Source organism: Paraplanobispora takensis (assembly GCF_016863195.1).
Classification (GTDB): domain Bacteria; phylum Actinomycetota; class Actinomycetes; order Streptosporangiales; family Streptosporangiaceae; genus Planobispora; species Planobispora takensis.
In genome coordinates, this window is the sequence record NZ_BOOK01000013.1 from 69,204 (window position 1) to 80,670 (window position 11,467).

The 11,467-nt window shown below is 72.9% G+C and carries 15 protein-coding genes; 10 read left to right on the forward strand and 5 right to left on the reverse strand.

The genetic code is table 11. The features are described 5' to 3' along the window. Positions 1-19 precede the first annotated feature (19 nt). Positions 20-1,453: a glycosyl hydrolase gene (locus Pta02_RS09825; RefSeq protein ID WP_203874410.1), complete on the forward strand. Its 1,434-nt coding sequence runs from the start codon at positions 20-22 to the stop codon at positions 1,451-1,453. A 35-nt stretch (positions 1,454-1,488) separates the two neighbouring features. Further along, positions 1,489-2,778 carry a GH1 family beta-glucosidase gene (locus Pta02_RS09830; RefSeq protein WP_203874411.1) on the forward strand — a complete coding sequence of 430 codons (1,290 nt, stop codon included), beginning with the start codon at positions 1,489-1,491 and terminating at the stop codon, positions 2,776-2,778. 25 nt (positions 2,779-2,803) lie between these two features. On the opposite strand, the gene Pta02_RS09835 is transcribed toward Pta02_RS09830, so the two are convergent. From Pta02_RS09835 to Pta02_RS09845, 3 genes are all read right to left on the reverse strand, one after another. Beyond that, positions 2,804-3,514, reverse strand: coding sequence for a VOC family protein (locus tag Pta02_RS09835; protein ID WP_203874412.1), 711 nt, complete (start codon positions 3,512-3,514; stop codon positions 2,804-2,806). Positions 3,515-3,594: 80 nt separating this feature from the next. Then, positions 3,595-3,849: a hypothetical protein gene (locus Pta02_RS09840; protein ID WP_203874413.1), complete on the reverse strand. Its 255-nt coding sequence runs from the start codon at positions 3,847-3,849 to the stop codon at positions 3,595-3,597. Continuing rightward, on the reverse strand, positions 3,846-4,007 hold the full coding sequence (locus tag Pta02_RS09845; RefSeq protein ID WP_203874414.1) for a hypothetical protein: 162 nt from the start codon (positions 4,005-4,007) through the stop codon (positions 3,846-3,848). The genes Pta02_RS09840 and Pta02_RS09845 overlap by 4 nt, the downstream gene beginning before the upstream one ends. Here Pta02_RS09845 and Pta02_RS09850 point away from each other — a divergent pair. Then, positions 3,997-4,329: a putative quinol monooxygenase gene (locus Pta02_RS09850; protein ID WP_203874415.1), complete on the forward strand. Its 333-nt coding sequence runs from the start codon at positions 3,997-3,999 to the stop codon at positions 4,327-4,329. The genes Pta02_RS09845 and Pta02_RS09850 overlap by 11 nt on opposite strands. 27 nt (positions 4,330-4,356) lie before the next feature. Here the strand turns inward: Pta02_RS09850 and Pta02_RS09855 are convergent, their stop codons facing one another. Beyond that, positions 4,357-4,806, reverse strand: a complete 450-nt coding sequence (locus tag Pta02_RS09855; protein ID WP_203874416.1) for a carboxymuconolactone decarboxylase family protein — start codon at positions 4,804-4,806, stop codon at positions 4,357-4,359. An 83-nt stretch (positions 4,807-4,889) separates the two neighbouring features. Between Pta02_RS09855 and Pta02_RS09860 the strand changes: the two genes are divergently transcribed. From Pta02_RS09860 to Pta02_RS09880, 5 genes are all read left to right on the forward strand, one after another. Beyond that, the gene (locus Pta02_RS09860) at positions 4,890-5,774 is read left to right on the forward strand and encodes a sigma-70 family RNA polymerase sigma factor (RefSeq protein WP_203874417.1); all 885 of its coding nucleotides are present in this window, start codon (positions 4,890-4,892) and stop codon (positions 5,772-5,774) included. 55 nt (positions 5,775-5,829) lie between these two features. After that, positions 5,830-6,387 (forward strand): TetR/AcrR family transcriptional regulator, encoded by a 558-nt coding sequence (locus tag Pta02_RS09865; RefSeq protein WP_203874418.1) that lies wholly within the window; start codon positions 5,830-5,832, stop codon positions 6,385-6,387. 72 nt (positions 6,388-6,459) lie between these two features. After that, complete coding sequence (locus tag Pta02_RS09870) at positions 6,460-8,175, forward strand: alpha/beta fold hydrolase (protein WP_203874419.1); 1,716 nt, start codon at positions 6,460-6,462, stop codon at positions 8,173-8,175. A 413-nt stretch (positions 8,176-8,588) separates the two neighbouring features. After that, on the forward strand, positions 8,589-9,200 hold the full coding sequence (gene mobA, locus Pta02_RS09875; RefSeq protein ID WP_203874420.1) for a molybdenum cofactor guanylyltransferase: 612 nt from the start codon (positions 8,589-8,591) through the stop codon (positions 9,198-9,200). Continuing rightward, complete coding sequence (locus Pta02_RS09880; protein ID WP_203874421.1) at positions 9,197-9,454, forward strand: DUF6457 domain-containing protein; 258 nt, start codon at positions 9,197-9,199, stop codon at positions 9,452-9,454. The genes mobA and Pta02_RS09880 overlap by 4 nt, the downstream gene beginning before the upstream one ends. 236 nt (positions 9,455-9,690) lie before the next feature. Here Pta02_RS09880 and Pta02_RS09885 read toward each other — a convergent pair whose 3' ends face one another. Further along, the gene (locus Pta02_RS09885; RefSeq protein WP_239130054.1) at positions 9,691-10,011 is read right to left on the reverse strand and encodes a DUF3099 domain-containing protein; all 321 of its coding nucleotides are present in this window, start codon (positions 10,009-10,011) and stop codon (positions 9,691-9,693) included. Positions 10,012-10,076: 65 nt separating this feature from the next. Between Pta02_RS09885 and Pta02_RS09890 the strand changes: the two genes are divergently transcribed. Further along, positions 10,077-10,289: a dodecin gene (locus Pta02_RS09890; protein ID WP_203874422.1), complete on the forward strand. Its 213-nt coding sequence runs from the start codon at positions 10,077-10,079 to the stop codon at positions 10,287-10,289. Positions 10,290-10,380: 91 nt separating this feature from the next. Continuing rightward, on the forward strand, positions 10,381-11,445 hold the full coding sequence (locus tag Pta02_RS09895; protein ID WP_203874423.1) for a linear amide C-N hydrolase: 1,065 nt from the start codon (positions 10,381-10,383) through the stop codon (positions 11,443-11,445). The last annotated feature ends 22 nt before the right edge of the window (positions 11,446-11,467 follow it).

The window sequence follows — 11,467 nt, forward strand, 5'->3', positions numbered from 1 at the left end:
CCCCCGAAGGAGCATCACGATGCGCACCCCCCGATCCCGCCGCAGATGGCGCAGCCTCGCCCTGACCGTGGTCCTGGCGCTGGCCTCCGTAACCGGCCTCGCCTCGCCCGCCCAGGCCTTCCCGGCCGCCTCCCGGACCGACCTGATCAACTATCTGACCGGCATCTCCGGCCGGTACACCCTCTCGGGCCAGCACAACCGCGAACCCAACAGCGACCCGACGAAGTACACCCGGGTCGCCCAGCAGATCACCGGCCAGACGCCCGGCCTGTGGGGCGGCGACTTCCTGTTCGCCCCCTCCGACGTCGCCAACCGGCAGACGATGGTCAACGAGGCGATCCGGCAGTGGCAGGGCGGCTCGGTCGTCGCCCTGACCTGGCACATGTGCCCGCCCACCGTCGGCTCCACCTGCGGCTGGGACACCGGCGGCGTCCTCAGCCACCTGTCGGACTCCCAGTGGAGCCAGCTCGTCACCAACGGCACCGCTCTCAACAACGCGTTCAAGAACCGGCTCGCCGAGGCGGTGCCGTACCTGCGCCGGCTGCAGAACGCCGGGGTGCCGGTGCTGTGGCGGCCCGTCCACGAGATGAACGACGGCTGGTCGTGGTGGGGCGGCCGGCCCGGCGCGAACGGCAGCCGCAGGCTCTACCAGATCACCCGTGACTACTTCATCGCCCAGGGCCTGACCAACCTGGTCTGGGTCTGGAACGTCAAGGACCTGAACATGGGCGCGCTCGGCGACTACTGGCCGGGCAGCGGCTACGTCGACGTGGCCTCGCTCGACGTGTGGGTCAAACTGGAGCCCTCCGCCTCCGACTACCAGGCGATGCTCAACGTGGCGGGCGGCAAGCCCATCTCGCTGGCCGAGGTCGGCCGGGCGCCCAGCCCGGCGCTGCTCGACGCCCAGCCGCGCTGGACCTGGTTCATGGTCTGGGCGGAATGGCTGACCGACCCCGCCTACAACACCAACGCGAGCGTGCAGGCCAGCTACTTCGGCCCGCGCGTGCTCAACCGCGGCGAGTTCACCATCACCTCCGGCGGTGGCGGCGGAGGCGGGGGAACCCGTACCGGGAAGATCAGGGGGCTGGGCGGAAAGTGCGTCGACGTCGCCGCGGCCGCCAGCGCCAACGGCACGAAGGTGCAGCTCTACACCTGCGACGCCAACGGCACGGCGCAGTCCTGGACGGTCGGCACCGACGGCACCCTCCGGGCGCTCGGCAAGTGCATGGACGTCGTGGGCGGCGCGAGCGCCGACGGCACCAAGGTCCAGATCTGGGACTGCGTCAGCGGCAACGCCAACCAGCAGTGGAGCTACGACGCCGCCACCCGGCATCTGGTGAACCCCCGGACCGGCAAGTGCCTGGACGCCACCGGGCAGAGCTCGGCCGACGGCACCCCGCTGCAGATCTGGACCTGCACCGGCCAGAACAACCAGAAGTGGACCCTGCCCTAGCGGGAGGTCCCGGCAAGAATCCCGAGAGGCATCGCATGAGTTTCCGCTGGGGGGTGGCGACCTCCGCCTACCAGATCGAGGGCGCCACCGACGCCGACGGCCGCACCCCGTCCATCTGGGACACCTTCTGCCGGGTGCCCGGGAACGTGGCCGGCGGCGACACCGGTGAGGCGGCCTGCGACCACTACCGTCGCATGCCCGAGGACGTCGCCCTCCTCGCGGAGCTCGGAGTCGACACCTACCGTTTCTCGATCTCGTGGCCGCGGGTCCAGCCCCGCGGCCGCGGGCCGGTCAACGCGCGCGGTCTCGCCTTCTACGACCGGCTGGTGGACGAGCTGCTGGCCCGGGGCATCGACCCCTGGGTGACGCTCTACCACTGGGACCTGCCGCAGGAGCTGGAGGACGCGGGCGGCTGGCCGCACCGGGACACCGCCCACCGCTTCGCCGAGTACGCCGTGCTGGTCTCCGACCGGCTCGCCGACCGCGTCCCCACCTGGACCACGCTCAACGAGCCCTGGTGCGTGGCCATGTACGGCTACGCCGACGGCATCCACGCGCCCGGCCGCACGGACTTCCCCGCGGCCGTGCGCGCGGTGCACCATCTCCTGCTCGGCCACGGGCTGGCCGTACAGGGCATGCGGGCCTCGGGCGTGAGCGCCGACCTCGGCATCACGCTCAACCTGGGCCAGGCCAGGCCCGCCGGCGACGACCCCGCCGACCACGAGGCCGCGCGCCGGGCCGACGGGCTCGGGGTGCGCATGTACCTCGACCCGCTCGTGCACGGCCGCTACCCCGAAGACGTCGTGGCCGACCTGGCCGCGCGCGGCGCCGTCCTGCCGATCCGCGACGGCGACCTGGCCGTCGTCTCCGCCCCGATCGACGTCCTGGGCGTCAACTACTACTTCGACGCCACGCTCGCCGCGACCGGCGAAGTGCGCACCGGGCCGCTCACCGGCATGGGCTGGCCGATCACCCCCGACGGCTGCACCGAGCTGCTGCTGCGGATCGGGCGCGACTATCCCGGCCTGCCCATGGTGGTCACCGAGAACGGCGCCGCCTTCGACGACGATCCCGGCGACGACGGGTTCGTCCTCGACGAGGAGCGCACCGCGTTCCTGGCGGCCCACATCCGCGCGGTCGAGCGGGCCCGGGACCTGGGCGCCGACGTGCGCGGCTACTTCGCCTGGTCGTTCATGGACAACTTCGAATGGGGCCACGGCTACGGCCCCAGGTTCGGCCTGGTCCGGGTCGACTACGCCACCCAGCGCCGCATCCCCAAGCAAAGCGCCCTGTGGTACCGGGACAGGATCGCAGGCAGCCGGTGAGCGGCCCGCGCCGGTGCCGGCCGGGTCAGTCCCTGCCCTGCCAGGTCGTCACGCAGGCCTCGTTGCCCTCGGCGTCGGCCAGCACCCAGAAGGAGGGGGCGGCGGTGTCGGAGAGCAGCACGCCGCCGGCCTTCAGCGCGGCCTCGATCCGGTGCGGCGCCTCGTCGTGCGGGACGGAGACGTCCAGGTGGATGCGGTTGCGCTGCGGGCGCGGCGCGTCCATCTGCTGGAACCAGATCGCCGGGCCCTGACGGGCGGGATCGACGAGCGCGTCCTGCGGCCCGTCGGCGCCCGCCTCGTCGGCGTATCCCATGACCGCCTTCCAGAAAGGGCGGATCCGGGGGATGTCGAGCGCGTCGATCGCGATCTCGAGAAGCTGGACCGAGCCCGGCTCCGGGGCCGCGACCCCCGGGTCGGTCCGCAGGCCGAGCTCCCGCACGGCCGCGTGGAGGCGACCGGCGAGCTCCACCTCCCGCCGCGTCACCGTCGCCGCGGCCAGGGACTGCAGGGTGAGCACCAGCCGGTCCGCGCGCACGTCCAGCCAGAGGCTGCCGTCGGCGTCGTCACCGGCCGCCTGCGCCGCGCGGGCGGCGACCTCGGCCGCCTGCCGCAGCGAGGTCACCGGCACGGACGTCCGCAACGCGCCCAGGACGTAGCGCCAGCCCATGTCGCCGACGGCGTCGGAGATCTCCTGCTTGCTCGGTGTGCTCGCCGTCCCCGGCGTGTCCTCTGCCATGCCGTCATGATCGCATGACTGCGGTCACACGGCTCCCGGCCCGGCGGCCTCCCCGCCGCCGGGCGGCACCCGAGGCGGGGTCAGGCGGTGGGGAAGGGGCCGGCGTACTCGGTGTAGTCGGAGACGCCGTCGCCGTTGAGGTCGACGCGGACCTCGTCGGCGTAGCCGTCGCCGTTGTGGTCGAGGTAGACCACGTCGGTCACACCGTCGCCGTCGGTGTCGTAGCGCTCCTCGTCGGCCACGTGGTCGCCGTCGGTGTCGATCAGCTGGGCGTCGGTGCCGCCGTCGCCGTCGTAGTCGACGTAGTCGGTGGTGGTGACCTCGAACTCGCTCATTTTTCCGTTCCTTTCGGGTGGTTCATCAGATAAGAGTGGCGATCCTGGGGATTTGTTACGGCGAACTCCAAGATTTTTCTGGAACCTTCCAGAAGGGCCGGACGAGACCGGCGGTCCACTCCGGGGCCGCCCACCGAAGGAGGAACGATGATCTTCATCACCGCGAGGTTCCGCGTGCTGCCCGACTCCGCCGACAGGTGGCCCGAGATCACCGGTGAGTTCACCCGGGCCACCCGCGCGGAGCCGGGCTGCCTGTGGTTCGACTGGTCGCGCAGCATCGAGGACCCGACGGAGTACGTCCTGGTGGAGGCGTTCCGCGACGGGGAAGCGGGAGCGGCGCACGTGCAGTCAGAGCACTTCAAGAAGGCCCAGGAGACGCTCCCGCCGCACCTCGCCGCGACGCCCCGGATCGTCAACGCGACGATCCCGCAGGAGGACTGGTCCCTCCTCGGGGAGATGGCCGTTCCCGAGCGCGGCTGAGCCCCGAGGGGTCCCGCCCCGCCCGGCTCACCAGGCCTTGCCGGCCTGCTCCCGGATCGTACGGTTGATCCGGTTGAAGAAGTTGGTCAGCGCGATCTCCAGGTTGATCGCGGACAACTGCTTCTCGTCGAAGTGGGCGGCGGCGGCCTCCCAGATCTCGTCGGTCACGCCCGGCGCGCCGTCCTGGATACGGGTGGCGGCCTCGGTCAGCGCGAGCGCGGCCCGCTCCGCCTCGGTGAAGAACGGCGTCTCGCGCCAGGCGACCACGTTGTGCAGCCGCTCGTCGGTCTCCCCGTGCCTCCTTGCCGAGGCGACCCCGGCGAAGACGCACGGGCTGCAGCCGTTGATCTGGCTGGCCCGCAGGTGGACCAGCCCGAGCAGCCGGGGGTCGACGCCACCGGCGTGGATCGCCTTGTAGAGGCGCTGGATCGCCGTCGTCACGTCGGCGTTCGCCGAGCTCTTCACGCGTGCTTCCATCGGTCTTGCTCCTTCATCGGTTACCCGGGCCCCTCCGGGCCCGTCATCACCCATGACGGAGCGGATCCGAGGAAGGTAACAACATGTCCGACATCAGCCCGGCGGACCCGGTGGGTGAGGCGTTCGAGGCCCAGCGCGACCGGCTGCGCGCGGTCGCCCACCGAATGCTCGGATCGCACGCCGACGCCGAGGACGTGGTCCAGGAGGCCTGGCTGCGGCTCTCCCGGCACGACGCGGCGACCATCCACAACCTCGCAGGCTGGCTGACCACGGTGGTCGGCCGGATCAGCCTCGACGTCCTGCGGTCGCGCCAGACCCGCCCCGAGGCGTCCTACGACGACCGGATGACCGAACTCGTCGTGACGGCCGACGACGGCCCCGCGCCGGAGGACGACGTGGCGCTCGCCGACTCGGTCGGACTGGCGCTGCTGGTCGTCCTGGAGTCGCTGCGGCCGAGCGAGCGGCTGGCGTTCGTGCTCCACGACCTGTTCGCGGTGCCGTTCGAGGAGATCGGCCAGATCCTCGGCAGGTCCGCCGATGCAGCCAAGATGCTCGCCAGCCGCGCCCGCAGGAAGGTGCGGGCGACCGGGCGGCCGGCGGCCGCCGGGCGGGGGCGGCGCGAGGTGGTCCAGGCTTTCCTGGCGGCGGCTCGCCACGGCGACTTCGAGGGGTTGCTGCGCGTGCTCGACCCGGAGGTGAGGCTGAGCGTCGACACCCCCGGCGGTGTGGTCGTCGTCCTGGGCGCCACCAAGGTCGCCGCCGGCGCGATCGGGCGAGTCGGCGCCGGTGCGGCCGCGCGAGGGCGGGGGGTGCTCGTCGACGGCCTTCCCGGGTTCGTCTCCTGGCGCGAGGACGGAACTCCGCTCTCGGTCATGGCGTTCACCGTCGTGGAGGACCGGATCGTCGCCATCGCGACGGTGATCGACCCGGCCAGGCTCGCGTCGATGGACCTGCCGGATCCGGAGTGAACCGCCGCCGTACGGGGGGTTGAAAAAATATATAGATCGGTCTATTTTTCTGCCCATGGGACAGAAGGGGAGTCAGACGCGGGCCCGGATCCTGGACGCGACGCAGGAACTGGTCGAGACCGGGGGATACTTCGGCGCCGGCCTCAACCAGGTGGTCGCGGTCAGCGGCGCGCCCCGCGGCTCGCTCTATTTCCACTTCCCCGAGGGCAAGGACCAGCTCGTCGGCGAGTCGATACGGCGGGCCGGCCAGGCGATCGGCGCCGCCTTCGAGGAGCCGGCCGCCTCCGGCGCGTCTGCGGCGGAGTTCGTCGAAGGGGTGCTGCGGCACCTGGGCGACCGGCTGGAGGAGTCGGGCTGGAGCAAGGGTTGCCCGGTGGCCACGGTGGCGCTCGAGATGGCCGCCGCCAGCGACCCGCTGCAGCAGGCCTGCTCGGAGGTCTACGCCTCGTGGGAGGACGCTCTGCGGGCGCGTCTCGCCGGGCGCCCGGACGCCGACGACCTCGCCGTCACGATCCTGGCGCTGATCGAGGGGGCGCTCCTGCTGGCCAAGGCGCACCGCAGCAGGCGGCCGATCGAGCGCGTCGCCGCGCAGCTGGCCGCCCTGCTGCGCTGAGACGGGCCCGCCGCACGCGGCGGGCCCTTTTTCCGGCCTGAAAATATGTAGACCGATCTATTAAGGAGTCCCATGGACGCGATGGTCTTCGGCGCGACCGGCTTCATCGGCCGCTCCCTCGTCGCCGAACTGCTCGGCCGGGGGCAGCGGGTGGCGGCGGCCGTACGCCGGGACACCCTCACCCCCTGGCTGACCGGGCAGGGTGTCGGCACCGGCGGGCTGACCGTCGTCACCGCCGACATCACCCGGCCGCTCACGGGACTGCCCCCGGCGCGCGACGTCTACAACACCGCCGCGCGCTTCGCCTTCGGCCTCGGCGTGGACGAGGCGCGGGCGGTCAACGTGACCGGGGCGCTCAACGTGCTCCGATGGGCCGCCACGCTGCCCGGGCTGCGACGGCTGGTGCACCTCAGCGGGTACCGGGTGAGCGGCGCCCGCCCCGACTACGCCGGGCTGGGCGCGTACGAGGCGTCCAAGGCCGAGGCCGATCTCGCCGTGCGGGCCGGGGCCCGCGAACTGGGGGTCCCGCTGACCGTCGCCAACCCCAGCACGGTGATCGGCCCCGGCCAGTACATCGGCCTGGCCTCGCTCGCCGAGGACCTGTGGAACGGGCGGCTGCCCGTGCTCCCCGGCGGTCCCGACGTCTTCCTGCCGATCGTCACGGTCGGCTATCTCGCGCGGTTCCTGGCGGAGATCCCCGCCTCGCCCGAGGGGGAGGACTACTGGGTGCTCGACGAGGGCACGCCGCTCCTGCCCGAGCTGGTCGCCGTGCTCGCCGCTCACATGGGCGTGCGGGCGCCGGGCCGTACCGTTCCCGCGAGTCTCGTGCGCCGCCTGCCGCGCAGGATCACCGGGGCCGACCCCGAGACGCTGTCGTTCCTGTCGGCGGACCGCTATCCGACGGCCTCCGCCCGCGCCTTCGCCGAGACGGCCGGCCTGACGATGCCCCCGGTCGCCGGCGCCCTGCGCGCGTGGGCCGACGACCTGGTGGCCACCCGCTTCGGCGCCGCCTCACCGTGGCTGCGCCCGTACGGCTTCCGCGACCGCACCTGGGTGATGGGCGAGACCGGCCGGCCCGCCCACGTCCTGCTGCACGGGCTGCCGATGAACGCCGACCTGTGGGCGCCGCTGGCCGCCCGCCTGCCCGGCCCGATCCTGGCCCCCGACCTGCCCGGCCTGGGCCGCTCGGCCCCCGCCGCCCAGCCCCTCCCGGCCCCGGGCTTGAGCGGCCCGGCCTCCGCCGCCGGGTCCCTGGACGCCTGGCTCGCCGACCTGATGGAGCCGGTCCGGACCCGCCCGGTGCTGGTCGCGCACTCGCTGGCCTGCGGGCCCGCGCTCCGCTTCGCCCTCGCGCACCCCGGCCGCGTCGAGCGGCTCGTGCTCATCGCCCCGGCGTTCCTGCAGGCCCCCGGCCCGCGGCACACCCGTTCGGCCCTGGCCGCACCCCTGCTGCGGCGCATGTCCGCCGCGCGCCTGGCCGCCGTGCTCGGGCTCCCCGAGGGGCCGGAGGTGGCCAGTGCCGCGGCCGACCTGCGCCGCCCGGGCGTGGCGCGCCGGGTGATCGCGGCGATGCGCGAGGCCCTCGCCGAACGCGAGGCCACGCGGTCGCTGCTGTCGCGGGTGGACGTCCCGGTCGAGATCATCATCGGCTCGGCCGACCCCCTGACCGCGGACCCCGGCCACCCGGTGACCGAGATCGCCGGGGCCGGGCACTATCCGCAGCTCACCCATCCGGCCGAGGTCGCCCGCCGTCTCGGCGCGTTCCCCGGCCCGGCCGGACCCGCGTGACGCGCCCGGCGCCGGTCCGGTCAGGGGAGGAGCCTGGCGACGAGCTCGCCGCGGCTGCGCACGCCGACCTTGTCGAACACCACAGCGGCCCGGGCGAGGGGACGGAGCTCAACGCCCTGGACGCGGTCCACACGGTCAAGATCGGGCCGGGCGAGACCGGCGGGCTCTACGAGATGTTCGAGATCGACGTCCCGCGCGGCCATGCCGTACCCCCGCACGGCACGCCTGGGTCGAGGCCTACTACGTGCTCCACGGGCCCGCTACCCCGAGCGCGGTGACAGCGTGCCCGGGACGATCGCCGCCGGCGTGCCCGCCCTGATCGCCCTCGTCGCCGCCGCTCTGTGACCTCCCAGGGGACTCGCGCGCGGCCCTCGGATGCGGCGGATGATCTGATGTGAGCTAGCCTCGGATTCATGGACGGGTACGACGCGTTGATCCTCGCCGGCGGGCGGGCCTCCCGGCTCGGCGGCCGGGACAAGGCCGTCCTGACGGTGGGGGGCGTGCCGCTGATCGAGCGGGTGGCGGCGGCCGTGCCCGACGCCGGTCGCCTCATCGTGGTGGGTCCCGGGCGGCCCGGGCTGGACCGGGCGCTCTTCCTGCAGGAGGATCCACCGGGCGGCGGGCCGGTTCCGGCGCTGCGGGCCGGGCTGGAGCGGGTGAGGGCCCCGTGGGTCGCGCTGCTGGCCACGGACCTGCCGTACCTGTCCGCCGATCACCTCTCGGCCCTGTTCGGCGCCGCGGGCGCCGTGACGGATCCGGAGACCGCGGGCCCTTCCGGGGTCGCGGCGGGCGGCGATGTTCCGGAGGCCGCGGGAGCGGTGCTCGTCGACGACGACGGGCGCATGCAGTGGCTGGCCGGAGTGTGGCGTACGGCGGCGCTCACCGGGGCTCTGGCCGCCTACGACGGGCGCTCGCTGCACGGCCTGCTCGCGCCCCTGGACCCGGTTCCGCTCCGCCTGGACGGGAAACCGTGGTTCGATTGCGACACGATGGACGATCTGGAGCGCGCGAGGAGCGGGAAGTGAACGTGCTGGCGGAGTGGACCGCCCTGGTCTGCAGGGAACTCGGCGTCGACCCGGAGAAGGTGGACCGGGACGTGCTGCTCGACCTGACCAAGGAGGTCGCCCACGGGGTGGCCCGGCCGGCCGCGCCGCTGACGGCCTATCTGCTGGGCCTGGCCCAGGGGGCGGGTACGGCGCCGCCTGACGCGGTGGAGCGCCTGGTCAGGATGGCGGGCGACTGGGAGCGCGCGAGCAGGGAGACACCGGGCGGCGAGTGAGGCGCACGGCCGCAGGACGCGCGAGGGCGCACGGCCGGAGAGGCGGGAAAAGGTCCGGAGTATGAACCTGGGCATGAAAAAGGGCGACGCCGGGTGGTTACGGGGGCAAACCACCCGGCGCCGCTTCATCGGCGTTCCGACGGGGGCCCGGAACGCCGGCACCAGTGCCCCGACGGGGGACCAGGGCACTTGGTTAAAGCGTACACCTACAACCCCTGAGATGCGTCAAGACTTAGTCACGACCCGATCTCGCGTCGGTGCCGTGGAATCTCGTTCTGGCCGGTCCCGGTCATGCCCGGGTCGGCCGGAGGTTGCTTCTGCGGGGCGTTGGCACCGATCACGGCGACGTACGGCAAAAAGATGGCGCCGGCGAAAAGCAGGATCTTCACCGGCAGCGGAGCGGGCACGGTGAAGGCGAGGACCAGGCATATCAGCCGGATCCCCATCTTGATCAGATAGTTCCGCTCGCGTCGGCCGATGTCCTCACTCAGTGAGGGCCGGGCATCGGTCACCTGGTGGACTTCCGGACGTCTGCGCCATCCCTTCACGTTTTCCACCGTAGACCTCCGATTGATCGGGTGCGAACGGTCATGTGGTCCTGGCTTCCGGGTAAGGAGAGAACATGACAGATCGAACGTATCGGGTGACCGAGATAGTCGGCACATCGGGGGAGAGCCTGGAGGCCGCCATCCGCAACGGCATCCGCCGTGCCTCCCAGACCCTGCGTCACCTCGACTGGTTCGAGGTGACCGAGGTCCGCGGTCACATCGTCGACGGCGAGATCGGCCACTTCCAGGTCGGCCTGAAGGTCGGCTTCCGCCTCGAGGACGACTGAGCCCTCCGCCCCTCCCGCGCCCGCCCCTCCTGCTCCGCCCGGTCCTGCCCGTCCCTGGACGGGCGGCCGTACGGAAAGCAGACTGATCGGCATGCGGACCTCACCCCGGAGAGCATGCGCCGTACTCACCGCGCTGGCCGTACTGTCGGCCGGCGGATGCTCCGTGCCCGAGACCCGGCAGGCCGCACCCCCGGCCGCGACGCCGTCCGGCCCCGCCTCCGCCGGCGCCACCCCGCGGGCGCCGGAACTCCTGCGGCAGAGCGCCGAGGAGGTCCGGCGGACGATCGACAGCATGCGCCGGGTGGACGACCTGCCGCTGTACGAGATGACCTACTACGGGACCTACGAGCGGGAGGGGCTGCTCGGGGAGGAGCACCTCGCAGCGGACTCCGACGACTGGGCGTGCTCGGTGTTCGCCGTCCCCCCCTCCGCGGGGGGAGGCCGGCCGCTGTTCGGCCGCAACTTCGACTGGTACTCCAACCCGGCGGTGATCGTGCACGCCGACCCGCCCGACGGCTACGCCTCGGTCTCCACGGTGGACCTGGCCTACTTCCTCGGCGGCTCCACACCGCCCGACCTGGCCGACCCGCAGGACCGCCGCCGGATGGCCCACGCGGTGCTCGCCCCCTTCGACGGGGTGAACGAGAAGGGACTGGCCGTGGGCATGGCCGCCATGCCCGAAGGCGGGCTCCCGGCGGCGACGGCCGAGAAGCCGGACCTCGGCAGCGGGCGCATCATGCGGACGATGCTCGACAAGGCCGCCACCGTGGAGGAGGCCGTGGCGATCATGCGCCGTTACGACGTCGACTTCACCGTCGGCCCGCAGATCCACTATCTGATCGCCGACGCCCGGGGCGGGGCGGTCGTGGTCGAGCACGCCCGGGGCAGGGTCAACGTCATCGAGGACCGGGTGCTGACCAACTTCACCATGACCGGAACCGGCGAACGGGAGCGCGCCGCCGACCACCGCTACAACACGCTCGACACGGGCCTGCCCACGGCGCGCGACTGGCGGGACGGCATGGACCTGCTGCGCCGGGTGGCCCAGGAGCACACCCGCTGGTCGGTCGTCTACGACCAGAGCGACGGCACCGCCCGGGTGGTGACGGCCAAGCGCTGGGACCGGGTGCACACCATCCCGCTCACCCAGCGATAGAGCCGGGGCACGCCCGGCGGCC

Bases quoted from the DNA above. Each gene is read 5' to 3' on its own strand.
- Pta02_RS09825 (WP_203874410.1), top strand. From the start codon at position 20: ATGCGCACCCCCCGATCCCGCCGCAGATGGCGCAGCCTCGCCCTGACC.
- Pta02_RS09830 (WP_203874411.1), top strand. From the start codon at position 1,489: ATGAGTTTCCGCTGGGGGGTGGCGACCTCCGCCTACCAGATCGAGGGC.
- Pta02_RS09835 (WP_203874412.1), bottom strand. From the start codon at position 3,514: ATGGCAGAGGACACGCCGGGGACGGCGAGCACACCGAGCAAGCAGGAG.
- Pta02_RS09840 (WP_203874413.1), bottom strand. From the start codon at position 3,849: ATGAGCGAGTTCGAGGTCACCACCACCGACTACGTCGACTACGACGGC.
- Pta02_RS09850 (WP_203874415.1), top strand. From the start codon at position 3,997: ATGATCTTCATCACCGCGAGGTTCCGCGTGCTGCCCGACTCCGCCGAC.
- Pta02_RS09845 (WP_203874414.1), bottom strand. From the start codon at position 4,007: ATGAAGATCATCGTTCCTCCTTCGGTGGGCGGCCCCGGAGTGGACCGC.
- Pta02_RS09855 (WP_203874416.1), bottom strand. From the start codon at position 4,806: ATGGAAGCACGCGTGAAGAGCTCGGCGAACGCCGACGTGACGACGGCG.
- Pta02_RS09860 (WP_203874417.1), top strand. From the start codon at position 4,890: ATGTCCGACATCAGCCCGGCGGACCCGGTGGGTGAGGCGTTCGAGGCC.
- Pta02_RS09865 (WP_203874418.1), top strand. From the start codon at position 5,830: ATGGGACAGAAGGGGAGTCAGACGCGGGCCCGGATCCTGGACGCGACG.
- Pta02_RS09870 (WP_203874419.1), top strand. From the start codon at position 6,460: ATGGACGCGATGGTCTTCGGCGCGACCGGCTTCATCGGCCGCTCCCTC.
- mobA (WP_203874420.1), top strand. From the start codon at position 8,589: ATGGACGGGTACGACGCGTTGATCCTCGCCGGCGGGCGGGCCTCCCGG.
- Pta02_RS09890 (WP_203874422.1), top strand. From the start codon at position 10,077: ATGACAGATCGAACGTATCGGGTGACCGAGATAGTCGGCACATCGGGG.
- Pta02_RS09895 (WP_203874423.1), top strand. From the start codon at position 10,381: ATGCGGACCTCACCCCGGAGAGCATGCGCCGTACTCACCGCGCTGGCC.